We start from the raw sequence: 25,186 nt of genomic DNA, 5'->3' as shown, positions 1-25,186 counted from the left end.
GCCGCCATGAGGTGACCGGAGGACGAGTCGGGCAGTACGCCGGGTTCTGTCCCCCGGTCGCCTCGCGGCGGCCGGGGAGGCGGTCGACTGGCGGGCGTCCCTGCGCTGTGGTGCGAACGCGCCCCTACCGGGATGTTTCGGGAGGGGCGGGCTCCGCGCGGCTGCGCGCCGCGACGAACACGAACTCGTTGCCCGGACGGTCGGGGGCGTCGCGTACGTCCTCGACGACGAGATCGTGTTCGTACAAGTCCCGCTCGATCTCGGCGCGTTCGCGGAAGCGTAGCGTCGATTCCGAGGTCAGTACCTCCCCGTCCGCAGCGAACACGTGCGTACCCCGGAAGCTCACCAGCGGCAGGCTGACGTCCGTCAGCTCGGCCCAGGTCTCGACGCGGCCGACGCCCGGGATGTCCGTCACACGGTAAGTGGTCTCGCGCGTCCACTCGGCCCACTGCTCCCACACGCGCCGCGCCGGATCGCGCGTCTCGAAGACGAACCGGCCGCCGGGCCGCAGCGCCTCGTACGCGCCGCGCAGCGTCGTACGCCACGCCTGCGGATCGGTGATCGCCTGGGCGACGTTGCCGGTCATCGTCACCAGGTCGACCTGCATGGGCGGCAACTCCCCCGCGTCGCCGTCGAACCAGCGCACCCGCTCCGCACCCGGCTTGCCGCGCGCGACGTCGACCGACGCCCGCGCGGGATCGATCCCGGTGACCGTGATCCCGCGCTCGGCGAGCAGCAGCGCGAACACGCCCGTACCGCACCCGATGTCCAGCGCGGACCGGGCGCCGAACTCCTCCGCCATCGCGAGATAGGCGTCGAGGTCGCTGCGGTCCGGATCGAGTACGTCGTAGATGGCGGCGAGTCGCGGATGCCCGAAGGATGCGTCAACCATGAGGCGAACGTATGTGACTCCGAGCCGGGACGGCCACTGCGTTTTCGGGTTGCGGCGCGCACGGCTCGGCACCGAAACGGGCTGGCGAGCCCGTGATGGGGAACGCCTCCAGCGTCCCGTCACATCGCGGCCGGCACCCGGTGCGGCCGATACGATCAGCGGGCGCGGCCGCCGCGTAGTCGACAGCGCAGCGCCCGCTGAGAGGATGCCGTGATGAGCCAGCAGCAGGCCCGTGCGGCGGTGTTCTCCGCCGGCTCGTGGGGTACCGCCATGGCCAAGGTCCTCGCCGACGCGGGCACCAGTGTCGTCGTGCACGCGCGACGGCAGGAGATCGCCGACACGATCAACAGCCGCCACCGCAACCCGTCGTACTGGCCGGACACCGAACTGCCCGCCTCGCTGACGGCCACGACGGATCCGGCAGCCGCGCTTCACGGCGCGGACTACCTGGTGCTGTCCATCCCGGCCCAGTCTCTGCGGAGCAGCCTTGCGGCGTGGACGGAGCACATCGGTCCCCGCACCGTGGTCGTCTCGCTGATGAAGGGGATCGAGACCGGTACGGGGCTACGGGCGAGCGAGGTCATCGCCGAGGTGACCGGACTGCCCGCGGAGCGGATCGCGGTGCTGTCCGGGCCGAACTTGGCCCGCGAGATCGTCGACGGCCACCCGGCAGCCGCCACCGTCGCCTGCCCGGACCCGGATGTCGCCCGCCGTTTCCAAGCGGCCTGCCACACCCCCTACTTCCGGCCGTACACCAGCACCGATGTGATCGGCTGCGAAGTCGGCGGGGCGGCGAAGAACGTCATCGCGCTGGCCGTCGGGATCGCCACGGGCATGGGGCTGGGTCACAACGTGGCGGCCTTGCTCATCACCCGGGGCCTGGCGGAGACGACCCGGCTGGCCACCACCCTGGGCGCCGACCCGGCCACCCTCGCCGGCCTGGCGGGCCTCGGGGATCTGGTGGCCACCTGTTCCTCGCCGCTCTCCCGCAACCGTACTTTCGGCACACACCTCGGCCAGGGCATGAACGTCGGCCAAGCGGCAGCCGCCACCCGGACCACCACCGAGGGCGTCAAGACCGCCGACGCGATCCTCGACCTCGCCCGCGCGCACGGCGTCGACATGCCGATCACCGAGGTCGTTACTGCGGTACTGCACGAGAAGGTCAGCCTCAACGAGGCCGCCGCCGCGCTGTTGCAGCGGCCCCCGCGCTCCGAGCACTGACCCCCGGCGCCCCGGCCGGGGCGCACCCCCACACCAGATCATGCGCTCAGACCCCCTTTGAGATCTGGCCGGCGCCGTGTTGAGAGGCTGCTGTTGCTCCCTCTTCGGTCGAGGGTCCGGGGCGTCACCGGTCAGTTGAAGCCGACCTCGGTGAAGGCGCAACCCCCACGCTCTGTGTATGGCAGCGCCTGTCGAGAGATGAGCGTCGGAGCCTGCCGGAAGTACTGGCGGTATCCGGACGCGCGGAACTTCAGTTCGAACGCATGGCCCTCAATGTGCCAGAGCGGCAGGTCTTGTCGGCCGTCGTCAGGCACCAGACGGTGCAAGCCGTCGATCTCCAGGTCCGGGATCGTGCCCTTGAAGTCCAGGTCCCCCTCAAGGTCCCAGACATCTTCGAAGACGAGCGTTGCTGGGGACACCCAGAAGGAGAAATGCGTCGCCGGCGGGACCGGGTGGATCCAGCGGACGATGTAGTCGAGGTCAAGAAGAAGCCGCGGCAGAATCTCCTCGGTCACCTGCACGGACAGGCCGTGGATGGTGGCGTCGTGCCAGCCCATCTCCTCGAAGTCGGCATCGCTCCAGGCACTCCTGGAGAGACCTGACCCCTGGTGACCGCCGTTGTCCATATTCGTATCCAAGCAGACCCCTTGCCGGTCCCCGTCATGGTTTGAGGATGCAGGAGAGGGGCCGAGACCCTTGAGAATGTGCGCCCAACCGTTCATCGCTTCGACCTGGACCTGGAAGCCCCGCTGGTCGGGCGCCTTGCGGACGATCTCCAGTTCGCGGCCGAGGATCGTGGCGGTCCAGTCGATCAGGCGGCCGGCGAAGCCCTGATCGGCCCAGATCTGGGGCCTTTTCGGGGCGGTCATTCTTGGTGGTCGTGGGTCTCCGGCAGGGACAGGCCGCGGCGGAATTGGCTTTCGGCCGTCGCCACGATCGTCTCGGTGACATCGCGGGGTTGCCAGTCCAGCACCGAGCGGGCCTTTTCGTTGCTGATGACGGGGATCCGGCCCCGCAGGGTCGCCGCGTCCCGCAGGGCGGGCTGGGTCTTCGCGGCCTCGCGTACCTGCTCGACGGTCAGTTCGACGGACGGCAGCAAGGCGGCTGCGGCAGGGAAGTGCTCACGCAGGATCTGCGCCATGCCGAAGAAGCTGATCGAAGGTCCGCCGACGGCGATGAAGCGCTCGCCTGCCGCCTTGGGGTGCAGCATGGCCCGCAGGTGCAGGTCCACGACATCACGTACGTCTACGACGCCGAAGTACATGATCGGCACCGTGGGCATCTGCCCGGTCAGCATGTTCCGCACCAGGCCGACCGAGCCGGAGGGCCGGTCACTCAGCTCGGGGCCGAAGATGCCGGTGGGGTTGACCACGGTCAGCTCGATGCCCCCGTGGGTGCGCACGTCGTCCCAGGCCGCACGCTCGGCCAGGACCTTGGACTTGTGGTAAGCGGGCAGACCCTCGGTGTCCGGGTCCGTCCAGTCCGCCTCCGTGTAGTGGTTGTCGGCCTTGAGCGTGTACCCGACCGCGGCATAGGAGGACGTCATGACGACGCGCGGAACCCCGGCCGTACGGGCCGCGGAAATGACCCGCAGCGCACCGTCACGGGCAGGCCGGACGATGTCGTCCTCGTTCTCGGGCGGCGCGAGCGGGAAGGGTGAGGCGTGGTGCAGGACATGGCCGACGCCGTCCATGGCCTGCGCCCAGCCGGCGTCGGCGCCGAGGTCGGCGACAGCGAACTCCAGCCGACCCGCGGGGTCGACCTCGGCCGACCGCAGCGCTGCCAGCACCTCGGACCGCTGTCCGGGCTCCCTAACCGTCACCCGGGTGCGGTAGCCCTCACGCAGCAGCCGGGCGACCGAGTGACCGCCGAGGAAGCCGGTAGCGCCGGTCACCAGGACCGTCCCGCTCTCGGGAGTGGAAGGGGTGCGGTTTTCGGTGCTCATGGTGTTCAGTCCTTCAGTGGTTGAATTCTTTCACTACGCGCATGACCGCTTCGGCCGCGTGGTTCTCGGCCGTGGCGTCCCCGCGGACCCGGGCGTCCCACATGTCCGCCTTACGCCGCAGATACGTCAGGCGCAGTTGGAGCTGTTCGATGTCGGCGGCCAGCTTCTGCGCCTGCGAGGCGAACAGTTCCCGCTGGTCGGCCGCCGCCGATGGTCCTTGGGCGAGCAGGTCCAGGTAGCGGCGCATTCCGCTCACCGTCATCCCCGACGAGCGCAGGCACGACAGTGCCTCGACGCGGGCCACGGTCGCCGGCGCGTACCGGCGATGACCGCTGGACTCGTCCCGGCCGACCGGTCCCAGCAGGCCGATCTTCTCGTAGTAGCGGAGTGTGGGTTCACTGAAACCCGACCGTCGTGCCATCTCCTGAACGGTCAGATCCGCTGCCTGCTCTCCGGTCGTTGCTGCCGTAGTCGCTGCTGCCATAGGGGAAGCCTCCGATACTTGAAGCGCTTGAAGTCAAGCCACCGCAGTCTTCGCGACGCTCCGCGACGCTCTGCGACGCTCTGCGACGGCACCTTCGTCGAACCGTAGCCAGCCCGAGCCGTCGCTCCGCGGACCTGGACCATGGTCAGGAGATGTTCGGTGCGGCTGTAGTCGATCTTCGGGTCGGCAAGAGGAGGAGCACATGACCGCAGAGGAGAGAGTCGAGCCGTTCTCGGTGGAGGTCCCGGAGGAGGCTCTCGTTGATCTCCGCGAACGGTTGAGCCGCGCCCGGCTGCCCGAGCGTGAGCCGGTGAGCAGCTCGTCGGAGACGGCCGATGCCGACTGGCGCCAGGGTGTGCCACTGGCCTACGTGAGCGAACTGGCCGCCTACTGGGCCACGGGATACGACTGGCGCCGCTTCGAGGCGGGACTCAACGCGCACGAGCAGGGCCGCACGCGGATCTTCGATCTCGGCATTCACTTCCTGCACGTGCGCTCCCGGCGCGCCGACGCGCGGCCGCTGGTGCTCACCCACGGGTGGCCGAGCTCGGTCGTCGAACCGCTTGAGGTGGCAGAACGGTTGGCGAACCCGCCGGGGAAGAACATGCCGGCCTTCCATGTCGTCGCCCCGTCCCTGCCGGGGTTCGGGTTCAGCGACAAGCCCTCGACGATCGGCTGGTCGGTCGAGCGGACGGCCGACGCGTGGGCGGCGCTGATGTCGCGGTTGGGCTACGAGCGCTTCGTGGCGGCGGGGGGCGACTGGGGCGGCAGGGTGACCACCGCGCTCGGCGTCCGGCATCCCGACCGGGTCGACGCGCTGCACACCTTCACGCCCTACGTGCGGGAGCCCGACGACGAGGGAGAACTCACCGAGGAGGAGCGGCGTGCGCTCGCGGCGACGCGGGAGTTCTGGCGGACCGGCGGCGGGTATTCGCTTGAGCAGTCCACCCGCCCGCAGACGCTCGCCTACGGGCTCAGCGACTCGCCGGTGGCACAACTCGCCTGGATCGTCGAGAAGTTCCAGGGCTGGACGGACTGCGACGGACATCCGGAGAACGCGATCTCCCGCGACCGGATGCTCGACATGGTCTCCCTGTATTGGTTCACCGGCACCGCGGGGTCCTCGGCGCGCTTCTACTGGGAGAACTACCCTCCGGAGCGGAACGAGCCGGTGGAAGTGCCAGCGGCCGTGTCGATCTTCCCGGCCGACATGGAACGCTTGCCGCGGGCGTGGGCCGAGCAGCGGTATCGCGATGTGCGTTATTGGCACGAGGCCGAGCGCGGCGGGCACTTCCCGATGCTGGAGGTACCGGAGAGCTACGTGGACGAGTTGCGCCGCGCCTTCGCCGCGATGCTGCCGTGACCTGATCGGACGGCGCCGGCGCCCCTTTGAGGGGCGCCGGGTCGGTACGGTTCCCCGTTGGTCAGCCCCCGGGGGAAAGGCCACGTCGATGCCTCGCGCCGAGCATGGCCCCTCCCCCGTCGCGCAAGCCGTACTCGACGACCTGCGCTCCCGGCTGCGGGCCGAGGGCCTGATCCGCGATCTGCCGTGGGTTCTGGTCGGTGAAGGCGGCGCGCCCCGCTCCGGATGGTCGACCTGGCTCCGGCCGACGCGGGCGCGGGCACTGTCCCGGTCGTACTGCTGCACGGCTGGCCCGATTCCGTCCTGCGTTCGAGAAGGTCCTGCCCTTGCTGTCGGACCTGCACCTGATCGTTCCAGCCTTGCCGGGCTTTCCGTTCGCAGCGCCCGCCGACCGCCGGGGCATGTCGTCGGTAGCCATGGCCGAGGCGCTGGCGGTTGCTCTGGGCAACTCGCCTGCGGGGCTGGCCGCCTGGATCCTGGAGAAGCTGCGCTTCTGGAGGGATTGCGGTGGCGAGACGTACGGTCCTGGACTGAGGAGCCCGCAGGCGGTCACTCGATTCCGGCGTCTTGAGTGCGCGAAGGGTGGGCACGCGGGCACGTCCCCTTCGGGATCGGATGCGGTACGACAGGTCCGACGCTGCCGCGAGGGTCGCGTCGACCTCGTCGGCGAGTTTGTTGTACGCATCGACGATCAGCAGCCTGATGAGCGCTGCCGATCCTTCGGACCCGACAACCCGACAGCTCAAAGCGTGTTCGCCGGGGCGTCGAACCCGTCGATGAACACCCCGCGGTGACTACGGGGTCGAGGGCCGTCAGGCCGCATGCGATGTGACCCACGTCAAGAACGGTGTTCTCGTTTGCCGTCGCGCGTCAGGATGTGCCGCCGAAGACGACGTCCTTGGTCTCCACCGCCCCGGCCGTCCGACCCGGCGCCGTCTGGTACGTCCAGTACAGGTTCGTGTGCGCGATGACCTGGTCCGGTGGCGGCGCTCCCCACGCCGTCTTGTCGCCGGCCGTATGGGCGTCGCTGACGAGCGTCGCGTCGTACCCTCTGGCGAACGCGCCGTGGAGTGTCGAGCGGATGCACGCGTCGGTCTCCGCGCCGACGACGACGAGCCGTCCGGCGCCGAGCCCCGACAGTACGGTCTCCAAGGTGGTGCCCTCGAACGAGTCGCCGTAGTTCTTCTCTACGAGCGGCTCGGTGTCATCCGGGGTGAGCTCCGGGACGATCCGCCACTCGTCGCTCCCCCGCGTGAGCCCCTCGTCGGAGTGCTGGACCCAGACCACCGGCACCCCTTCCCGCCGGGCCCGCTCGACAAGGGCGGCGACGTTCGCGACGACCGCGTCGCGCCGGTAGGCGTCAGCGACGACGCCCTCCTGCACGTCGACGACCAGAAGCACGGTGTTCGGCCGATTCTCCAATGTGGTCATGATCTACCCCTTTTCGCGCTCTACTCGTATGTCTACGCACGGTAGCCCCACCCACTGACAGTGACAGGTGCTCGCGCCCGCCGCCGCCTCGGATCAGCCGAAGAACGCGGTGAGCTCCCGCACGATGTCGTCGGGGCGTTCCTCGGCGAGATAGTGGCCTGCCCCCTGCAACTCGACGTAGCGCACGTCCGTTGCCAGCCCGTCCAACTGGGCACGAAGGAGGTCGTAGTACTTGCCCCCGATACCGAGCACCGGCATGGTCAGCGCCGGGTAGTCCGCGAGGTCGGCTATGTCCTGCTGGAAGGTCTGGTACCAGCCGTTCCCCCCGCGGATCGCGTCGGGCGTGTCGTACGCGGCGGCGTAAACGGCTCGGGCCTTCTCGCTGAAGGCACTGGGGTCGCCGCCCTGGAAGTCGATCAACCAGTCGACAAGCAGCCGGAATCGCCCGGCGAGGAGCTGCTCGGGCAACTGGTCGAGCACGTTGAACGCGAACCACCACGGAGCCGGCTGGCCCGGCTGGGGCAGCATGCGTATGTCGTTGAAGACCTCTGTGGGATGTCCCGCCTCCCACAACGCGACCTTCCGGGTCGCCTCGGGGTGGTTCCCGGCGAAGCTGTGCGCCACCATCGACCCGATGTCCTCGCCCGCGATGTACGCCTGACGGTGCCCCAGGGCGCGTAGCAGCTCGTAGATGTCCCTGGCCATGGTCTTCTTGTCGTACCCGCCGGCGGGTTTGTCGGAGTCACCCATACCGCGCAGGTCCGGGGCGATCACCCGGTAGTGCCGAGCCAGTCGTGGCATGACCTTGTGGAACTGGTACCAGGTGCGCGGCCACCCGGGAAGCAGGACGAGCGGGGCGCCCTGGCCTCCGCTGACATAGTGCAGCCGCGTGCCGTTGACGCTGGCGAAGCGGCTCGTGAAACCGTCCAGTGCCGGTGTTTTCGGAGACCTGGGGTTCGAGGCGGCCACCGCTGTGCCAACTGGCAGCCCGAGCAGGCCCGCTGCGGCGGTACCTGCGGTGGCGCCCAGCATGGTGCGTCTGCTGGGGCGGCGTGCGGGCTCTGGGGCGTCGAGCTTCTGGTGTCCCATCTGCGTAACTCTCTTTCGTTGACGGGGTTTTGGCGGGTCCGATTGCTGGGGACGCTGTCACCGCGCGCCCCCTCCTCACACTTACGGATCGATCGGTACGGATCGATGCGAGAGGACTGTAGCACTTCCGGACCGCTCGGTACCGAATTAAATGCGAACCGCCGGAGAAGGGGATCTTCAGCCGCCCTGTCCGAGAGGTTCGTTCTCACGGTGCTGGTCCTGGTGGAGAGGGCGCGCATAGACGTGACATGGCAGTCGGCCGCAGAAGTCGCGCGACTTGGGCCGCCACATGGCGGTGTAAGCCTGCTCGTCCAACACGCCGGGGTCCTGCTGATCGCGCCACGGAACGGTGATGGTTGCCGGATCGACATCGCGCAGGTTGTAGTGCGTCGGGCCCATTCCGCGAGGTGCAGCCCCATGTGTCGGCGCGGGTGTGGCTCAAGTATGTGGAAATATGGGGTTCATGGATGCGATCTCCTCCGTCGAACTGGCTGCGCAGCGTCAGCGCAGCGCTGAGGCTGCCGTGGACGCGGCCCGTGCCGATGTAGAGCTTGAGGCTGTGGCCGCGGTCCGCGAAGGGGAACCGGTCGAGGAGGTTGCCGAGGTATCGGGCATCGATTCCATCGAGCTGGAGCATCTGGACCAGGTCGCGGGGAACATTCCGCCAGGCTGACGGGGAACCGTCAGCTCGGGCCCTTCAGCTTGCGGGAAGCCCAGCGCGTTCCGGGACCCGGCAGCATGATCACCGCGCTTGCAGCCGGTCCATCGCCGCCTGGCTGTCGTCGTCCGCCGCTCGGCAGATCATCAGCCGCTGCTCGGGGTCCTGAAGCGGCATGAGCACCTCGAAGTGGACCGCGATCTCGCCGGCGCCGGGGTGCCGTAGCACCTTGTGTCCGCGGCCATTGGTTTTGATGTCGCGCTCGGCCCACAAGCGGGCGAACTCCTCGTTGTGCGTGAGGCTTTGGGTGATGAGTTCGTTCAGCACCTCGTCTTCCGGCCGCGCGGCCCACGCGGCGCGCAGGTGGGCGATTCCCTCGCGCGCGACGCGTTCGCGGTCGACGTAGTACTCGCGTATCTGCGGATGGATCAGACAGAGCCACATCGCGTTGCGCTGCTGGGGCGGCAGGGTGTCGAAATCGATGAGCAACCTGGCCATTTCGGGATTCCAGGCCAGGATGTCGAACCGGTGGTTCATCAGCATGGCCGGCAGTGGGGACAGGTCGGCGACGAGCCGGGCCAGCGGCGGTGCCGCCGTGGTGGGCGGCTTGGCGGGGACGCGGGGGCGTTGCTGGGTGAGGTCGTAGAGGTACGTGCGTTCGTCCGGGGCCAGGCGCAGGGCGCGGGACAGGGCCTCGACCACGTCGGCCGAGGGGCGCAGCGGGCGGCCCTGTTCCAGTCTTACGACGTAGTCGATGCTGATCCCGGCCAGTTCGGCGACCTCTTCGCGGCGCAGTCCCGGGGTGCGGCGGTGCTGCCGCCGCGCGGGCAGTCCGACCTCGCGCGGGTCGAGGCGCTCGCGCCGGGTGCGCAGGAACGCGGCCAGCTCCCGGGTCGGGTCCACCGTGCGGGTCGTCATGGCCTGTCCAACAGGCCGGGTAGGAGTGCTGTTCCCAGGAAGCGTCTTCCCTTCTCCCCCGCTGCCGGCGGCCGCAGGCTGGTGACCCATGCAAGATCACCAGCGCACACGAGCCCAGGAGAACACGATGCCGCTGACTCTCGACACGTACCGGCTGCTGGGCCGCTCAGGGCTGCGGGTCTCACCGCTGGCGCTGGGCACGGCGACCTTCGGCACCGAGTGGGGCTGGGGCTCCGAGCGCGACGAGGCGCGCAAGCTGTTCGACCGCTATACCGAGTTGGGCGGCAACTTCTTCGACACCGCCAGCACGTACACCAACGGCAGTTCCGAGCGGCTGCTGGGCGAGTTCGCAAGAGCATGCTGGCGTCGGTGGAAGCGAGTCTGCGGCAGTTGAACACGGACTACATCGATCTGCTCTACCTGAACGTATGGGACTTCAGGACGCCGGTGGAGGAGATTCTGCGCGGCCTGGACGACCTGGTGCGGCAGGGCAGGGTGCTGTACGTGGCGATCTCCAGCGCTCCGGCCTGGCAGGTGTCGCGTATGCAGACGATCGCCGACCTGCGCGGCTGGTCGCCGCTGGTCGCACTGGAGATCGAGTACAGCCTCATCGAGCGTACCGGGGAGCGGGACCTGATTCCCATGGCACGCGAGATGGGACTGGGCGTGGTGCCCTTCTCGCCGCTGGGCGGCGGGGTGCTCGCGGGCAAGTACGGCCGGGGCGACCTGGATCCGGCCGGTCCCGTTGCCGGCGAAACCGCCGGCAGCCGCAAGAGCCTCAACGCCGCCCTGGGGATGGTCACGGAACGTACCCTCATCATCGCCGATGCGGTGAAGGAGGTGGCCGTGGAGCTGGGCCGCACCCCCGCCCAGGTCGCCCTGGCCTGGTCCCTGAACGCGCCGGGCGTGACGGCGCCCATCGTCGGTGCCCGGACCGTCGCACAACTGGAGGACAACCTGGGCGCTCTGCAAGTTGAGTTGACGCCTTCCCAACTGGCCCGCCTCGACGAGGTCAGCGCGATTGGCCTCGGCATTCCGCACGGCCTGCTGGCCAGTGACCATATCCGTACGGTCACCACGGGCGAGATGGCGATCGAAGCCCGCCGCTGATTCAGTTGTGCGGCGACCTCAGCCTCGCCCTTCCGCAAACCTCATTCTGATGCGGACAGTTGGTCGGGCTCTTCCGTGGCGTGGGAGTTGGTGAGTGTGAGAGCACCGCCCGCCGCGATCAGGCCGACTACGACCGCCAGCACGGCGTAGGTGACCCGCTCGCCGTGGAAGAACGACGCGACCAGTGCGTCGCTCCAGGTACCTGCGGGCAACTGGGTGGTGACCAGTGCGGCGATCATCGTGCCGACCACGGCGGTGCCGATGCTGGTTCCGACCTCCTGGGTGGTGTCGTTGAGCGCCGTGCCGATCGATGTGCGGTTGCTCGGCATCGCATCGACGAGCGCGATGGCGCAGATGGTCATGACGGTGCGCAGTCCGACCGTCATCACGACCATGCAGGCCGCGATGGCGCCGTACCCGTGGTCGACGCCCCAGGACAGGCCGGCCAATGAGCCGGCCAGGCAGGCCGCGCCGACCAGGCAGGCGACGCGGTGGCCGAACCTTGCAGCGAGCCATTCGGAGAGGGGGGTCGCGACGATCATGGTCACGATGAGCGGCAGGTTCGCCAGGCCTGCCCGTACGGGGCTCCAGCCGTAGGCGTACTGGAAGTGGAGGATCAGCCCGAACATCACGGCGGCCATCGCGATGGCCGTGCCGATCTGCGCGATGGCGGCGCCGCGTACGGTGCCGTTGGCGAAGAGGCGCAGATCCAGCATGGGCGAGGCGCTGCGGCGCTCGTGCCACACGAAGCCGATCCCCGCGGCGACGGCACCGATGATCGAGGCGAGTGTGGTCACGGTGAGCCAGCCGTGCTCGACGCCGCTGGTCAGCGAGTAGCAGGCGAGGCCGATGGTGGCGACGCTCAGCCCCGCGCCCGGCAGATCGAGCTTGTCGCGGGTCAGGTCCTGCGGCCGGTCGGCGGGGACGCCGAGACGTACGCCGATGGCCGCGATCAGCGCGATCGGGGCGTTGACGACCAGGAGCCACTGCCACCGGACGTGGGCCAGCGCGGTGCCGCCCAGCAGCGGGCCGAGGACGAAGCCGGACATGCCGACGATGATCATCAGGGTCATCGCGCGCATCCGCAGCGCCTTGTCGTCGAACAGCCGGAAGACCAGCGAGTTCGTGATCGGGGCCATCGCCGCCGCGGCGATGCCGAGGCCGGCCCGCAGGGTGATCAGCTCCCCCGCTGTGGTGACGGCGACGACGCCCAGGCTCAGCAGGCCGAACACCGCGAGGCCGACCAGCAGCACCCGGCGGCGTCCGAGCCGGTCGGCCATCGATCCTGCCGTCAGCAGCAGGCCGCCGAATGTCAGCGAGTACGCGCCGGTGACCCACTGCAGGGCGGTCGTGCTGCTGTCGAGGTCCCGGCCGATCGTGGGCAGCGCGATCGAGAGCAGCGTGTTGTCGACCATCTCGACGAAGAAGGCCAGGCAGAGCGCGGCCAGGGGAATCCATGCGGCGCGCAGGGACGGATAGGTACGCGATGCGGCGGGCGCGGTGGCGGTCGTGGTCATGGCGGGCCTCCTCTCGGAACGTCGTCGAGTATCGAACGACGTTCGACCATAGAACGCGGTTCGATAAATGCGCAAGCTGTGATTGGATGGGGACCATGACAGGCCCGCGACCACGCCCCGCCGACCGTCCCGCCCGAGGACGGCAACGGGCCTCGCACTCCATCGAGGCAGTTCTCACCGCGGCTGTGGCTCTCCTCGACGAGTCGGGCGCGTCGGCCCTGACGCTCCGCGCCCTCGCGACCCGGCTGGGCACCGGCGTCGGCAGCATCTACTGGTACGTATCGAGCAAGGACGACCTGCTCGACCGGGCCATGGACCACGTGCTCGGCGGGGCGCTGACCGCCGTCGAGAAGCAGACCGGCAGCAGCGACCCGATCGACGACCTGCGCGTGATGGCCGTCACACTGTTCGACGCGATCGTGGACCGGCCGTGGCTGGGGGCGCACTTCATGCGCAACATCGATGTCCCGGGCAACTCGCTGCGTCTTTACGAAAAGCTCGGGGAGCAGACGCTTCGACTCGACCTCACGCCGCGGCAGCGCTTCCACGCGGTGTCGGCGATCGTGGGCGTTGTGGTCGCCAACGCCGCCGACATGGGGCAGGAGCCGCCCGAAGAGGTACTGGACGGCTTGGTGAACCGCGACGAATTCCTCGGGCGCTACGCCGCGACGTGGCGCACACTCGACGCCGAGGAGTTCCCGTTCCTGCACGACATCGTCGACGAGTTCGACGGGCACGACGACAAGGAGCAGTTCCTCGCCGGACTGGAGCTGACCCTGGCCGGCCTCCGGCTACAGACCGGCACCTGACGGCGAGGCGTCTCGCGCGGTCAGTACGGTCCCGGGCGGCCCGGTGCTCATGGTGGCCCGCAAGACGCGGGGAACCCTGCTGGTCAGTCGGCGTCCGGATAGCGCCAGTTGATGGTGGCGGTGGCGGCGGGCGCGAGGGCGTGGACGCGTTCGCGGACGGACGTTTCGAAATGCGGTCGCCACACGGACATGCGGGCGATGGCGATCGGGTGGTCCGTCTCACCGGTGATCCGGTGGCGGCCGTTCTCCACGCTGCGTCCGACTCCGACCTCGTGCTGCTCCAACCGCTCGTCCTCGCGGAGGAATGTGGTGAGCGAGTGCAGGACGGCAACGGTCTGTGCCTCGTCGGCGAGACCGTTCACTTCGAAGTCGAGCATGACGTTGACACTCATGAGGCCATGCTATGCAATGCCGTGCCAGGCGTCGCGGGCCCTGAAGATCGGCCGAACGGGCCCTAGGACTTGTCTCCTTGAAAGGCTATGGGCGCCATTCTTGCTGGTAGGCGGGGTGTTCGGCGTAAGACTGGCCAAGGACTCGCAGCGCGTATGCCAGGCCGGCCGAGCGGGAGTCCGAGGGGTCCATGGCTTTGTAGTCGTTCGCCAGTTGCTCGATCAGGTCGAGCATGGGGAGGTGGCTGTCGAGAAGAGCCTCGCCGCCCAGGGTGCCGACCACGTAGGCGTAGGCATGGTTGTCGTCCATGATGCGTGCGACGAGGAACTCCACAAGATCGTCCATGTGGCCATCCTCGCAGGCAGGCTGCTTCCTTCGGCAGTCACGCGGCTGTCCGGATGAGAATGGCGGCGAGGTGGAGTGCGGCCTGGTAGGTGATGACGAGCTTGTCCGCTCGCATGGCCAGGCCGCGCCATTGCTTGAGTCGGTTGATGCACCGTTCGACAGCGTTGCGCTGCCTGTACGCCTCGGGGCCGAAGGACGGTGGTCGGCCTCCGTCGCGGCCTCGCCGCAGCCTGTGGCCGACCGGGTCGGACGGCGAGCCTGACGACCACGCGGCCGGCATCAGCGGCTCGATCCGGTCCCACATCGCATCAGTGATCACTAATCGGACAGACACATCCGATCAACTGACCAACCGACCAAAGAGACACGCTCTAGTTCTCCGGCCGCGCCTCGGCGCGGCGCACGAGGGCCAGGACCTCGTCGCGCAGTTCGCGCATGGTGTGCGGGTCGCGGGCCTCGGTGTTGAGTCGCAGGAGGGGTTCGGTGTTGGAGGGGCGGAGGTTGAACCACCAGTCGGGGCCGTTCACGGTGAGGCCGTCGAGGGTGTCGAGAGTGACGTCGGGCCGGCCGCTCCAGGCGGTGCGGACGGCGGTGAGGCGGGCGGCCGCGTTCTCGACCGTGGAGTTGATCTCCCCGGAGGCGGCGTAGCGCTCGAAGTTGCCTGTGAGGGCCGACAGGGGCTCCTCCTGGCCGCCGAGAGCCGCGAGGACGTGGAGGGCGGCGAGCATGCCGGTGTCGGCGTTCCAGAAGTCGGCGAAGTAGTAGTGCGCGGAGTGCTCGCCGCCGAACACCGCGCCCGTGCGGGCCATTTCGGCCTTGATGAAGGAGTGACCGACGCGGGTGCGTACGGGTGTGCCGCCCGCCTCGCTGATCACCTCGGGCACGGTGCGTGAGGTGATCAGGTTGTGCAGCACGGTGGCGCCCGGCCTGCGGGCGAGTTCGCGGGAGGCGACGAGGGCGGTGATCGCGGAAGGGGAGACCGGTTCGCCGCGTTCGTCGACGACGAAGCAGCGGTCGGCGTCCCCGTCGAACGCGAGGCCGAGATCGGCCTGTTCGGCGCGTACGCGGGCCTGGAGGTCCATGATGTTCGCCGGGTCCAGCGGGTTGGCCTCGTGGTTCGGGAAGCTGCCGTCGAGTTCGAAGTACATCGGGACGACATCGAGGGGCAGGCCGGTGAAGACGGCCGGCACGGTGTGGCCGCCCATGCCGTTGCCCGCGTCCACGACGACCTTGAGCGGGCGGATGCCGGTGAGGTCGACCAGGGTGCGCAGATGCCCCGCGTACTCCTGAAGGGTGTCGTGACGGGTGACGGTGCCGGTGCGGCCGGCGGGTCGGGGCGGGCCGCCCGCGTCCGTCCACCGCTCGACGAGGGCGCGGATCTCGGCGAGTCCGCTGTCCTGGCCGACGGGGGCGGCGCCCGCTCGGCACAGCTTGATCCCGTTGTAGCGCGCCGGGTTGTGCGAAGCGGTGAACATCGCGCCGGGCAGGTCGAGCGCTCCGGAGGCGTAGTAGAGCTGGTCGGTTGAGCACAGTCCGGTCTCGGTGACGTCGGCGCCCTGTGCGGCGGCGCCGCGTGCGAAGGCTCGGGCGAGGCCGGGCGAGGAGGCGCGCATGTCGTGTCCGGTCACGAGCGCACGCGCTCCGGTGACTTGGACGAAGGCGGCGCCGAAGAGTTCGGCCGTCGACTCGTCCCACTGCTCGGGCACGAGGCCGCGCACGTCGTACGCCTTGACGAGCCCGGACAGGTCGGTGCGCTGCGCGGGGTCAGTGGGCGCGGCCATGGTGCTCTCCTTCGGGGCGCTGCGGCTCGGGGGTGTCGAGGAGCCACAGGGCGGTGTCGGGCGGGAGGGTGTCGCCGTCGAGCGGGCCGCTGGCCAGTACCGGGCGGCCCGGTACGCCGATCGCGGACCATGTCAGCGGCCGGGTACCGAGGTTGACGACGCAGACCAACGCGCCACGCTGGAAGGCGAGATGGGCCTCGCCCGGTGCCGAGTACCAGTGCGGTGCAGCCGTGGGGTCGGGCGCGGGGTGGGCGCGCCGCAGGCGGAGGGCACGGCGGTAGAGGGCGAGTGTGGAGTCGGGATCCTGTCCCTGGGCGAGGACGGTGTACGGCCCCCAGCCGTCCGGCTGCGGCAGCCAGGTGTGTTCGGGGGCTGCGGTGGTGAAGCCGTACGGGGCATGGTCACCGCGCCAGGGCAGCGGCACCCGCGAGCCGTCCCTGCCCCGGTCGGTGCGGCCGGAGCGTTCCCACAGCGGGTCGCGGATCCGGTCGTCGGGGACGAACGCCTGCGGCAGGCCCAGCTCTTCGCCCTGGTAGAGGTAGGCGGAGCCGGGCAGGGCGAGCATGAGCAGCGCGGCGGCGCGGGCGCGTTCGGCGGAGCCGAGGCGGGTCACCGGGCGGACCGCGTCGTGGCTGGAGAGCAGCCAGGTGACGGCTCCGCCGCCGGGGGCGGACAGCGAGGCGTCGACGACGCGGCGCAGCTCCGCCGGATCCCAAGCGGCCTCCAGGAAGGCGAAGTTGAAGGCCTGGTTCATCTCGCCGGGCCGGATGTAGCGCGCCAGCCGCGCCGGGTCGAACACGGCGGACTCGGCGACCATGAGCCGGTCCTGCGGGGGCACCGAGCCGGGCGGCGCCGGGTGGGTGTCGAGGAGGGCGCGCCACTCGCGGTAGAGCGGGTGCAGTTCCTCCTGGTCGTAGTACGGCATGAGGTGGTTGCGCAGCGGGTCCTGGTGCTGCCCAGGTCCGGCGTCCGGCAGTCCCTCGGCCTTGAACAGAGCGTGCGCGACGTCGACGCGGAAGCCGTCCACGCCCCGGTCGAGCCAGTGCCGCAGGACGTCGGCGAAGGCGGAACGCACCTGCGTGTCGCGCCAGTTGAGGTCGGGCTGTTCGGATGCGTGCAGATGGCAGTACCACTCGCCGTCGGCCACCCGGGTCCAGGCGGGGCCGCCGAAGGCCGACTGCCAGTCGTTGGGCGGGAGTTCGCCGGACGACCCGCGGCCGGGACGGAACAGGTAGCGACCGCGCGCGGCGGAGCCGGGCCCTGCCGCGAGCGCCTTCTGGAACCAGGGGTGCCGGTCGGAGGTGTGGTTGGGCACGAGGTCGACGATGAGCTTGAGGCCCAGGTCGTGGGCGCGGGTGATGAGCCGGTCGAAGTCCTCGGTGGTGCCGAGGTCGGGAGCGACGGCGGTGTGGTCGGCGATGTCGTAACCGCCGTCGGCGAGCGGCGAGGGGTAGAACGGCGTGATCCACACGGCGTCGGCGCCCAGTTCCGCGATGTGGTCCAGCCGCGCGGTCGCCCCGGCGAGATCACCGGTGCCGTCACCGTCCGCGTCGGCGAAGGCGCGCGGGTACAACTCGTAGCAGACGGTCTCCTGCCACCAGCTCATGAGGACTCCTGGCGGCGGGGCGCCGCGCCCGGGTGCGGGGGCGGGGGCGGGGGTACGGACTGCTCGGTGCCGGCCTGTCCAGTGCGGGCACCGGCACCGGCGGCCTCCGCGACGCCGAGGCCCGGCGTGAGCCGCCCAGGGTGCGGCACCGCGCGTACGTCTCCGGGTCCGCGCCCGTGCGCGCGGGCCTGGCTCGCGTCGCGTACGACGGCGGCCGGGGCACGACCGCCGCCGGGCGGCCGGGACCTGACGGCCGCCACGGCGGCGACGGCGTACAGGGCCGGTGAGGTGGTAGCCGCGACGGCCGCCGCTCCCTCGCGCTCCGTCAGCTTGTCCAGGTGACCAGGCGCGAGGGTGCCGTGCCGTTCCCCGGACGCCTTCGCCCGTACGAGGGCGAGGTCGGCGAGGGGGCGCAGCGCGGGCAGGCAGGCCGCGGCGTTCGGGACGTACGCCCCGGGGCCGCCGAGCGGGGCCGTCGCAGCTCTCATGCCGTGCGCTCCAGCAGGGCCACCCCGATGTGCGCGTCGGCCATGCCGTAGAACACGTAGAGCTGCCCGTCGACTTCCTCGATCGCGGTCGGGAAGACGACGTTCGGGACGGTCCCCGCGCGCTCCTCCTCGGTCTCGGGCGCCATGAGCGGCTCGTCGGAGCGGGCGAGGATCTTCGCGGGGTCGGCGGGGTCGAGGATCATCGCGCCGGCCGCGTACGACACGTTCTGGTTCTGCGCGAAGGGGTCCTCGATGGCGCCGGACACGCCGTGGTGGATGAGCAGCCAGCCCTCGGGCACGCGGACCGGTGCGGGGCCGCTGCCGATCTTCAGCTCCTCCCAGGGGTGCGCGGACAACGCGACGAGCCGGTGGTCGCGCGGGCGGGTGAGGGCGCGGATGTCGGCCTCGACCTCGGCGGCGGGCACGTACGAGATCCAGATGCCGGGCCGTTCGTCGGTGATTCCGGCGGGCAGATGGATTCCCTCGCCCGGCCGGAACCAGCCGAGGTCCCACATCGGGCGGTGCAGCATCGCGTACGCGGGTTCGCCGTCCGGTCCTGGCACGGGCTCGGGGAAGTGGACGACGTCCTTGTTCGGGAAGAGGTTGAGGTCGGTGTCGAGGTCCGGCTGGTAGCCGAACTGGACGGGACCGAGCCGGGTCCACGTGGTCAGGTCCTCGGACACGGCCAGCGCCGGCTTGGGGCCGAGCGGGCCGTAGGCCACGTACGACATGACGTGCTTGCCGAGGGAGGGGATCCAGGTGACCCGGGGGTCCTCGACGCCTGCGTTGTTCTTGCCGCGCTCCCATCCCGCGTCGGGCGCGAGGACGACCCCGCGCCGCTCGACGCCGCTGGGGACCCCGTCGGTGAAGGTGACCTCGGCGAGGCCGACGCGGGAGACGTTGCCCTCGGAGACCAGGCGCGGCAGCAGGTGCAGACGGCCGTCGGGGGTGCGGCCGGAGGCGGGGTTGAGGACTCCCTCGGCCTCGTTGGCGTCGCCGGGCTGCGGGGACATGACCAGGCCCTTGCGTATCAGGCGGTACGGGATGGGCGAGGCGGCGCTAGCGGCGCTGGTGGTGCTGCTGGTGGTGCCGGTGGTGCTCATGGAGGGAATCAGCCCTTTACTCCGGAGTCGATGTCGGTCGAGGTGAAGTGGCGCTGGAACAGCAGGAACAGCGCCACCGCGGGGGCGGCCAGCACGCAGGCGCCGGCCAGCAGGGCGCCGGTCGGGTTGCTGACCGTGCCCTGGAGGTTGGAGAGGAAGCTCGCGAGGGACACGGCGAGCGGCTGCATGTCGGCGTTCTTGGTGACCAGGAAGGGCCAGAGGAACTCGTTCCACGGGCCGATGAAGGTCAGCAGCATGGCGGTGAGCACGGCGGGCCGGGCCATGGGCAGCGCGACCTTCCACAGGATGCGCAGTTCGCCGGCGCCGTCGAGACGGGCCGCCTCGAACAGTGACTGCGGCAACTGGAGGAAGAACTGCCGGAAGAGGAACACGGCCGTCGAGTTGATCGCGAACGGCAGGATCATTCCGATGTAGTTGTCGCCGAGCCCGTAGTCGCGGACCACGAGGACGTAGAGCGGCAGCGTCAGGAGCTGGAAGGGCACCATCTGCACGAGCAGCAGCGAGGCGAACACCGTTCCCCTGCCGCGGAAGTGCAGTTGGGCCAGCGCGTACCCGGCGAGCACGCCGAAGACGAGGGTGCACACCAGGACGCCGACCGTCATGATCCCCGAGTTGACCAGCGAACGGCCCAGCGAGATGGCACCGTTGACCGCCGTGTAGCTGCTGCCGGTCAGCCCGCTGGGCACGGCCGACGACAGGTCGCCCGTCGTCGTCTTCCGCAGGGAGCCGACGACCATGTAGTAGAAGGGGAAGAGGAAGGCGACGGCGCCGAGCGCGAGAACGATGTACTTGACGGCCGTGCCCCAGGGGCGGCGCGGGTCGGCGGCCCTGCCCCGGTCCGGGATGTGCGGCGCTGGGGCGTCCGGGGCCTGGGCGTCGGGGGTCGTGGTGGCGGCGCTCATGTCAGTTGCCCCTCTCGGTGAGTTTGCGGGCGGCCAGCGAGATGACGAGGACGAAGGCCACCAGGACCACGCCCAGCGCGGCGGCGAAGTCGGGGTGCCCCTGCTCGATGCCCTTCTGGTACATGAGCAGTACGGGTGAGGTGGAGGCGTGGTCGGGTCCGCCGCCGCCGGTCAGCAGGTACGGCTCGCTGAACAGGTTGGCGCCGGTGATGATCGCGTAGATGACCACGAGGGTGGTCGCCGGCCGCACTCCGGGCACGGTGACCGAGAAGAACTGCCGTATCCGGCCCGCGCCGTCCACGGCGGCGGCCTCGTACAGCTCCTTGCCGACGTTCTGGAGGGCGGCGAGGTAGAGCATCACGAAGAAGCCGAGCTGCTTCCAGGTGACGAAGAAGGCGATCATCGGCATCGCGAGGTGCGAGTTGACCAGCCAGGAGGGGTCAGGGGCGTGCGAGCCGAGGAGGTTGTTGACGAAGCCGTCCGAGCCGAACAGGAACTGCCACACGGCGACGAGCGCGACGCTCGCCGTGATGTACGGCAGGTAGTACGCGGCGCGGAAGAACGCGCGGAAGCGGATCTTCGCGTTGAGCGCCGCGGCAAGGACGAGCGCCAGGATCACCGTCAGCGGCACGTTGATCACGAGGAAGACCGCGATGTTGAGGAAGGCGCGGCCGACCACCGGGTCGGTGAACACGTCCCGGTAGTTGGAGAGTCCGACCCACGGCGAGTCGATGTGCGTGCCGGGGGCGGTGAAGTAGAAGCGGTGGACGGATATCCAGAGCGTGTAGACCATCGGGACGGCGAACACGACGAGCAGGAACAGCACGTACGGCGTCACGAACAGCGCGCCGGTGCGCGAGCGGGTCCGGCCGTGGCGGGTGGCGGCACCCTCGCGACGCTCGCGGGGCGCGCCGCCGGTGGTGGCAGTCGTCGCGGCGGGCGTGGCGGCGATGGGGCGAAGGTTCGTCATGACGGGTCCCCGTACTCGTCGAGCAGCTTGGTTATCTTGTCGGAGGCCCGGCGCAGCGCCGTGTCCGTCGCTTCGTCGCCGAACACGACGGACTTGGTCCACTCGTCGCGGAACGCCTGCCAGATGTCGACGGAGCCCGGCACGTTGGGCACCTCGACGACGTGGTCGGCCTGGCGCGCGAACGCCTTGTAGACCGGCTTCTTGGCGAAGAATTCCGGGTAGCGCGCGGTCAGGTTCTCGCGCATCGGCATCTGGCCGGTCGCGTCGAGGAACTTCCCGTCCTGCTGGGCGGAGGTGGCGAACTTCAGCAGGTCCCAGGCGGTGGCGCGGTTCTCGCAGGCGCTGAACATCGCGACGGACTTCTCGTCGCTGAAGGAGTACGTGTCCTGCGCCGACTTCCCTTCGGCGGTCGGCACCGGCGCCACACCGATGTCGACGCTGTCCTTGTAGGCGGAGACCGCCCACGGGCCGACGGTGGCCATGGCGGCCTTGCCGTCGTTGACCGCGTCCCCGGGGTACGCCTCCTGCGGCGCGAGCTTCTCCGCGTACAGCGTGTGCCAGAACGCGGCGGCCTGCCGGCCGGCCGGCGAGTCGAACTGCGGCGTGCCGTCCTCGATGAGCTGCTTGCCGCCGCTCTGCGCGGCGAAGGCGGGGTAGAAGTCGTTCCAGGACTGGAAGAACTCACTGCTGGGCGCCGGCCAGATGGCGGCCTTGGCGGCTCCGCTGTGCACGAGGGTGCGGGAGGTCTTCAGGAACTGGCTGTAGGTCGCGAGCTGCGGGTGCTCGGGGTCGAGCCCCGCCTTTTTGAAGATCTTCTTGTTGTAGAGGATCATCACCGGGTTGCTCTTCCAGGGCAGTTGGTAGAACTTGCCGTCCTGCGACTTGTACTGCTCGGTGAGGGCGCCGCCGCGCTTGTTGACGTAGCTGTCGCCGTCCGGGAAGTCGCTGAGCGGCACGAGGCCGTTCTGCTTCTGGAAGGTGGGCACCGAGGCGGGCGCGGTGTTGAAGACCAGGCAGGCGCTGGTGCCCGCGATGATCGAGGCGCTGATGGCCTCCTCGGAGGTCTTGCCCGCAGGGATCTGCTGCGCCGTGACGTGCTGGTCCGGGTGGCTCTTGTTCCACGCGGCGATCATGTCCTCGCCCCAGGCGACCTCTTGGGCGTTGTTCGACAGCCAGACCCTGATGGGGCCGCGCGCGTTCGCGGCGGTCGCCTGGTCGGGGGCCGACCGGCCGCAGGCGGTCGCGGCCCCGGCGAGGGCCAGCACGAGCAGCGAGTACGCGGTTCTCCTCAGCATGAAAACTCTCCGAACTGTGCACGCCCGGCCTCGTCGCCGGACGGGAACTGCTGACCGCGCCCCGAAGGGCGGCCGATCCGGTGGTCAGGCACCGGGGGCCGGACCTATCGAGGCGCGGGGCACGAACTCGGCGGGCGGCAGCACGACATGCGCGACCTCCGCGCCTTCCAGCACCCGGTCCAGGGCGCGGGCGGCCGCTTCTCCCCAACCGCGCGCGTCGGCGCGGGCGGAGGACAGCGGCGGATGGGTGTAGCGGGTGAGGGGGGTGTCGTCGTAACCGACCACCGAGAGGCGTTCCGGTACCGGCACGCCGAGTTCCTGGGCCACGGAGAGACCGGCCGTCGCCGCCAGGTCGTTGCCGTAGACGATCGCGGTGGGCGGCTCGGCCAGGGACAGCAGCTCGCGGGTGGCCAGCGCGCCGCCTTCCGCCGTGAAGCCGCCGGGCAGTACGGGTCCTTCGGGCAGGCCGAGTTCGCGCAGGGTCTCTTCCCAGGCGGACCGGCGCCGGTGTGCGTGGCGGAATTCCTGGGGGCCTTCGACATGCGCGATACGGCGGTGCCCGAGGCCGGCGAGGCAGCGCACCGCGTCGACGTAGGCGGGCCGGTCGTCGAGGCTCACCGAGGTGAGCCCGTCGCCCCACTCGCTCTGCCCGACGACGACGGCCGGAAGGCCGAGCCGGTGCATGAGGGCGGGGCGCGGGTCCTCGTAGCGCAGGTCGGTGAGGAGCACTCCGTCCACCCGCCGGTCGGCGGCGAGGCGTTCGTACACGGACTGCTCGCGCTCGGGGGTGGTGAGGTGCACCATGAGCCCGTCGCCGCGCTCCCCGAGGGCCACCTCGACGCCCGCCATGAAGGCGGGGAAGAACAGGTCGGCGCCTATCTGGTCGGGCTCCCTGGCGAGGACGAGGCCGAAGGCCCCGGCCTTGCCGAGGGACAGCGCGCGGGCGGAGTGGCTCGGGGTCCAGCCCATCTCCGCCGCGACCGCGAGGATGCGCTCCTTGGTCTCCCCGGCGATCCCTGGACGGTCGTTCAGGGCGAACGAGACGGAGCTGCGCGAAACACCCGCGCGCTGGGCGACGTCGGCGATGGTGGGCCTGCGAGCCACGACGCCCTCCGCTCTCTGTTCGCTGTTCTCTGCGATTCCCGTTTCGTCCTGGGATCGGACCGTTCGACCGGTTGCTAAACCGCTTTAAACGACCGACCGGCGCTCACTAAACCGGTTTGAGGCGCAGGCGTCAATGGGCGGCGCAATGTGATCTGGACCGCTTCGGCACCCGGAGCGGCGCGGGGAGCGGCACTGGGAGCGGCACCGGGATGTGCTGTGAGCACTGGCCCTGGTCCCTGGGGCTGTGTGCCGCCGGGGGGAAACTCAGGTGGCCTCGGCACGCGTTCCGGGTAGGGTCGGACGATGCCCGAGCTGACGCTGCTGCATGCCGCCCACGGCCCGGCGGTCCTGGCCTTCGAGCTGGCGAACCGCGCCTACTTCGCCGCCTCGGTCTCCGACCGCGGCGACGACTTCTTCGACCGGTTCGCCGACCGGCACACCGCGTCGCTGGCCGAGCAGGAGGCCGGCATCTGCGCCTTCTACGTGCTCGTCGCCGAGGACGGCTCGGTACTCGGCAGGTTCAACCTGTACGACATGGCGGACGGCACCGCCAGACTCGGCTACCGGGTCGCGGAGCGGGTAGCCGGCCGCGGCGTGGCGACCGCGACCGTCCGGGAGCTGTGCCGGACGGCGGCAGCCGTGCACGGCCTGCGTACGCTGCGGGCGGCCACCTCGCACGACAACGCCGCGTCGCAGCAGGTCTTGGCCAAGGCCGGGTTCGTCCCGGCCGGCCCTGCCACCCCGGCTGATCTCGGCGGCGGGTCCGGCACTTGGTACCAGCGGGACCTCCGGCCGTAGACCTTGCTCTTGGTCTGGATCTCGCGCGAGGGTCGGCCTGCGCTCGGGGGTCAGGCGTGCCTCGGGGGTCAGGCTTTCAGGGGGCCTCCGTCGATGGCCACCCGACGGCCGTAGCGCGTCAGCGGGTAGTAGTCGTACACCGCGTGGTGCTGAACACAGCGGTTGTCCCAGAAGACCAGTGTGTTCGGGGTCCAGCGGACCCGGCAGCTCAGCATCGGACGGCGGGCGGGGATCTCGCAGAGCATGGCCAGCAGCGCCTCGCTCTCGTCCGGCGACAACTGCGGGATCCGGGCGGTGTAGGCCCCGTTGACGTAGAGGACCCTGCGGTCGGTCTCCGGGTGGCGCACCACCAGCGGGTGCTCCGCCTTGGGAATGACGTAGTCCGCCGGAGGGGTGTACCCCTTGAAGGCGAGCAGGCCGTCGTGGATCGCCGTCATGCCCTCCAACAGGCCCCGCAGCGCCGGTGACAGCATCTCGTACGCCAGGTGCATGTTGGCGAACAGTGTGTCGCCGCCGCTGCCGCCCTCGGGGACGCGCGTGATGTACAGCATCGAGCCGAGCGAAGGCTCGGCGTCGGCGGTACCGTCCGCATGCCAGCCGTTGCCCGCGACGTTGCCCGCCGCCTTGTCGGTACTGATCTCCAGGATGTACGGATCGCCGTCCGGCGGGGGCGGGTTGACGGGGCGCAGCGGGCCGAAGTGCCCGGCGAGGCGTTTCTGGTCGTCCTCGGTGATGGTCTGGTCGCGGAAGACGAGCACATGGTGGCGCAGGAACGCCTCCTTGATCTCGGCCAGTTGGTCCGGCGGCAGCTCGGCGGACAGGTCGGCGCCGCTGATCTCGGCGCCGATCACCGGCGTGATCGGCGCCACCTCGATCGTCCGGTACTGCGCGGCGGGCCGGGTGGTGACGGCGCCGACAGCCTCCAGCTCGTAACTCTCCATGT

Annotated in this window: 26 protein-coding genes and 2 pseudogenes; 7 read left to right on the top strand and 21 right to left on the bottom strand. The window is 70.0% G+C overall.

What is annotated here, in order from left to right; translation table 11 throughout:
* Positions 1-124 precede the first annotated feature (124 nt).
* Positions 125-892 carry a class I SAM-dependent methyltransferase gene (locus ACZ63I_RS20555; protein WP_469340412.1) on the bottom strand — a complete coding sequence of 256 codons (768 nt, stop codon included), beginning with the start codon at positions 890-892 and terminating at the stop codon, positions 125-127.
* 213 nt (positions 893-1,105) lie between these two features.
* Between ACZ63I_RS20555 and ACZ63I_RS20550 the strand changes: the two genes are divergently transcribed.
* Positions 1,106-2,116, top strand: coding sequence for an NAD(P)H-dependent glycerol-3-phosphate dehydrogenase (locus ACZ63I_RS20550; protein ID WP_469340411.1), 1,011 nt, complete (start codon positions 1,106-1,108; stop codon positions 2,114-2,116).
* Positions 2,117-2,247: 131 nt separating this feature from the next.
* On the opposite strand, the gene ACZ63I_RS20545 is transcribed toward ACZ63I_RS20550, so the two are convergent.
* From ACZ63I_RS20545 to ACZ63I_RS20535, 3 genes are read right to left on the bottom strand one after another with little or no spacing between them, the layout of a single operon-like run.
* Positions 2,248-2,985, bottom strand: coding sequence for a hypothetical protein (locus ACZ63I_RS20545; RefSeq protein ID WP_469340410.1), 738 nt, complete (start codon positions 2,983-2,985; stop codon positions 2,248-2,250).
* Entirely contained in the window at positions 2,982-4,061 is a 1,080-nt protein-coding gene (locus ACZ63I_RS20540; protein WP_469340409.1) for an SDR family oxidoreductase, read from the bottom strand. Before ACZ63I_RS20540 ends, ACZ63I_RS20545 begins: the two co-directional genes overlap by 4 nt.
* 13 nt (positions 4,062-4,074) lie before the next feature.
* Positions 4,075-4,545, bottom strand: a complete 471-nt coding sequence (locus ACZ63I_RS20535; protein ID WP_469340408.1) for a MerR family transcriptional regulator — start codon at positions 4,543-4,545, stop codon at positions 4,075-4,077.
* Positions 4,546-4,747: 202 nt separating this feature from the next.
* Between ACZ63I_RS20535 and ACZ63I_RS20530 the strand changes: the two genes are divergently transcribed.
* Together ACZ63I_RS20530 and ACZ63I_RS20525 are read left to right on the top strand one after the other, a co-directional pair.
* A complete protein-coding gene (locus ACZ63I_RS20530) occupies positions 4,748-5,908 on the top strand; it encodes an epoxide hydrolase family protein (RefSeq protein WP_469340407.1) in 1,161 nt (386 codons plus the stop codon).
* Between the two features lie 326 nt (positions 5,909-6,234).
* On the top strand, positions 6,235-6,702 hold the full coding sequence (locus ACZ63I_RS20525) for a hypothetical protein (RefSeq protein WP_469340406.1): 468 nt from the start codon (positions 6,235-6,237) through the stop codon (positions 6,700-6,702).
* Between the two features lie 76 nt (positions 6,703-6,778).
* Here ACZ63I_RS20525 and ACZ63I_RS20520 read toward each other — a convergent pair whose 3' ends face one another.
* From ACZ63I_RS20520 to ACZ63I_RS20510, 3 genes are all read right to left on the bottom strand, one after another.
* Positions 6,779-7,339 carry an isochorismatase family protein gene (locus ACZ63I_RS20520; RefSeq protein WP_469340405.1) on the bottom strand — a complete coding sequence of 187 codons (561 nt, stop codon included), beginning with the start codon at positions 7,337-7,339 and terminating at the stop codon, positions 6,779-6,781.
* Between the two features lie 93 nt (positions 7,340-7,432).
* A complete protein-coding gene (locus ACZ63I_RS20515) occupies positions 7,433-8,428 on the bottom strand; it encodes an alpha/beta fold hydrolase (protein WP_469340404.1) in 996 nt (331 codons plus the stop codon).
* Positions 8,429-8,605: 177 nt separating this feature from the next.
* Positions 8,606-8,827 (bottom strand): hypothetical protein, encoded by a 222-nt coding sequence (locus ACZ63I_RS20510; RefSeq protein ID WP_469340403.1) that lies wholly within the window; start codon positions 8,825-8,827, stop codon positions 8,606-8,608.
* A gap of 64 nt (positions 8,828-8,891) precedes the next feature.
* Here ACZ63I_RS20510 and ACZ63I_RS20505 point away from each other — a divergent pair, with 64 nt between their 5' ends.
* Positions 8,892-9,101 (top strand): hypothetical protein, encoded by a 210-nt coding sequence (locus tag ACZ63I_RS20505; RefSeq protein ID WP_469340402.1) that lies wholly within the window; start codon positions 8,892-8,894, stop codon positions 9,099-9,101.
* A 69-nt stretch (positions 9,102-9,170) separates the two neighbouring features.
* Here ACZ63I_RS20505 and ACZ63I_RS20500 read toward each other — a convergent pair whose 3' ends face one another.
* Positions 9,171-10,004: a helix-turn-helix transcriptional regulator gene (locus ACZ63I_RS20500; RefSeq protein WP_469340401.1), complete on the bottom strand. Its 834-nt coding sequence runs from the start codon at positions 10,002-10,004 to the stop codon at positions 9,171-9,173.
* Positions 10,005-10,131: 127 nt separating this feature from the next.
* On the opposite strand from ACZ63I_RS20500, the pseudogene ACZ63I_RS20495 reads away from it, so the two are divergent.
* Positions 10,132-11,114, top strand: a pseudogene (locus tag ACZ63I_RS20495) (aldo/keto reductase).
* Between the two features lie 41 nt (positions 11,115-11,155).
* On the opposite strand, the gene ACZ63I_RS20490 reads toward ACZ63I_RS20495, so the two are convergent.
* Positions 11,156-12,631 carry an MFS transporter gene (locus tag ACZ63I_RS20490; RefSeq protein ID WP_469340400.1) on the bottom strand — a complete coding sequence of 492 codons (1,476 nt, stop codon included), beginning with the start codon at positions 12,629-12,631 and terminating at the stop codon, positions 11,156-11,158.
* Positions 12,632-12,792: 161 nt separating this feature from the next.
* Between ACZ63I_RS20490 and ACZ63I_RS20485 the strand changes: the two genes are divergently transcribed.
* A complete protein-coding gene (locus ACZ63I_RS20485) occupies positions 12,793-13,440 on the top strand; it encodes a TetR/AcrR family transcriptional regulator (RefSeq protein WP_469340525.1) in 648 nt (215 codons plus the stop codon).
* Between the two features lie 83 nt (positions 13,441-13,523).
* Here ACZ63I_RS20485 and ACZ63I_RS20480 read toward each other — a convergent pair whose 3' ends face one another.
* The 11 genes and pseudogenes from ACZ63I_RS20480 to ACZ63I_RS20430 all read right to left on the bottom strand — a co-directional run bounded on the left by ACZ63I_RS20480 (position 13,524) and on the right by ACZ63I_RS20430 (position 23,445).
* Entirely contained in the window at positions 13,524-13,832 is a 309-nt protein-coding gene (locus ACZ63I_RS20480; RefSeq protein WP_469340399.1) for a hypothetical protein, read from the bottom strand.
* A gap of 85 nt (positions 13,833-13,917) precedes the next feature.
* Positions 13,918-14,175, bottom strand: coding sequence for a DUF6221 family protein (locus ACZ63I_RS20475; RefSeq protein WP_469340398.1), 258 nt, complete (start codon positions 14,173-14,175; stop codon positions 13,918-13,920).
* A gap of 37 nt (positions 14,176-14,212) precedes the next feature.
* Positions 14,213-14,428: pseudogene (locus ACZ63I_RS20470) on the bottom strand (IS5/IS1182 family transposase); the annotation flags it as partial.
* A 118-nt stretch (positions 14,429-14,546) separates the two neighbouring features.
* Entirely contained in the window at positions 14,547-15,956 is a 1,410-nt protein-coding gene (locus ACZ63I_RS20465) for a phosphomannomutase/phosphoglucomutase (RefSeq protein WP_469340397.1), read from the bottom strand.
* Positions 15,940-17,562, bottom strand: a complete 1,623-nt coding sequence (locus ACZ63I_RS20460) for a glycoside hydrolase family 13 protein (protein WP_469340396.1) — start codon at positions 17,560-17,562, stop codon at positions 15,940-15,942. Before ACZ63I_RS20460 ends, ACZ63I_RS20465 begins: the two co-directional genes overlap by 17 nt.
* Positions 17,559-18,050, bottom strand: a complete 492-nt coding sequence (locus ACZ63I_RS20455; protein ID WP_469340395.1) for a hypothetical protein — start codon at positions 18,048-18,050, stop codon at positions 17,559-17,561. Before ACZ63I_RS20455 ends, ACZ63I_RS20460 begins: the two co-directional genes overlap by 4 nt.
* Positions 18,047-19,153 carry a glycoside hydrolase family 130 protein gene (locus tag ACZ63I_RS20450; protein ID WP_469340394.1) on the bottom strand — a complete coding sequence of 369 codons (1,107 nt, stop codon included), beginning with the start codon at positions 19,151-19,153 and terminating at the stop codon, positions 18,047-18,049. The genes ACZ63I_RS20455 and ACZ63I_RS20450 overlap by 4 nt, the downstream gene beginning before the upstream one ends.
* An 8-nt stretch (positions 19,154-19,161) precedes the next feature.
* Positions 19,162-20,076, bottom strand: coding sequence for a carbohydrate ABC transporter permease (locus ACZ63I_RS20445; RefSeq protein ID WP_469340393.1), 915 nt, complete (start codon positions 20,074-20,076; stop codon positions 19,162-19,164).
* Position 20,077: 1 nt separating this feature from the next.
* Entirely contained in the window at positions 20,078-21,046 is a 969-nt protein-coding gene (locus ACZ63I_RS20440; RefSeq protein ID WP_469340392.1) for a carbohydrate ABC transporter permease, read from the bottom strand.
* Positions 21,043-22,341 carry an extracellular solute-binding protein gene (locus ACZ63I_RS20435; protein ID WP_469340391.1) on the bottom strand — a complete coding sequence of 433 codons (1,299 nt, stop codon included), beginning with the start codon at positions 22,339-22,341 and terminating at the stop codon, positions 21,043-21,045. Before ACZ63I_RS20435 ends, ACZ63I_RS20440 begins: the two co-directional genes overlap by 4 nt.
* A gap of 84 nt (positions 22,342-22,425) precedes the next feature.
* On the bottom strand, positions 22,426-23,445 hold the full coding sequence (locus ACZ63I_RS20430; RefSeq protein WP_469340390.1) for a LacI family DNA-binding transcriptional regulator: 1,020 nt from the start codon (positions 23,443-23,445) through the stop codon (positions 22,426-22,428).
* A 303-nt stretch (positions 23,446-23,748) separates the two neighbouring features.
* Here ACZ63I_RS20430 and ACZ63I_RS20425 point away from each other — a divergent pair, with 303 nt between their 5' ends.
* Positions 23,749-24,243, top strand: coding sequence for a GNAT family N-acetyltransferase (locus tag ACZ63I_RS20425; protein ID WP_469340389.1), 495 nt, complete (start codon positions 23,749-23,751; stop codon positions 24,241-24,243).
* A 68-nt stretch (positions 24,244-24,311) separates the two neighbouring features.
* Here the strand turns inward: ACZ63I_RS20425 and ACZ63I_RS20420 are convergent, their stop codons facing one another.
* Positions 24,312-25,184 carry a TauD/TfdA dioxygenase family protein gene (locus ACZ63I_RS20420; RefSeq protein WP_469340388.1) on the bottom strand — a complete coding sequence of 291 codons (873 nt, stop codon included), beginning with the start codon at positions 25,182-25,184 and terminating at the stop codon, positions 24,312-24,314.
* Between the last annotated feature and the right edge of the window lie 2 nt (positions 25,185-25,186).

This window comes from Streptomyces sp. NPDC087906 (assembly GCF_055584925.1).
Note: the sequence above shows the minus strand (reverse complement) of the source record. Positions and strands in the feature narration are given on the sequence as shown.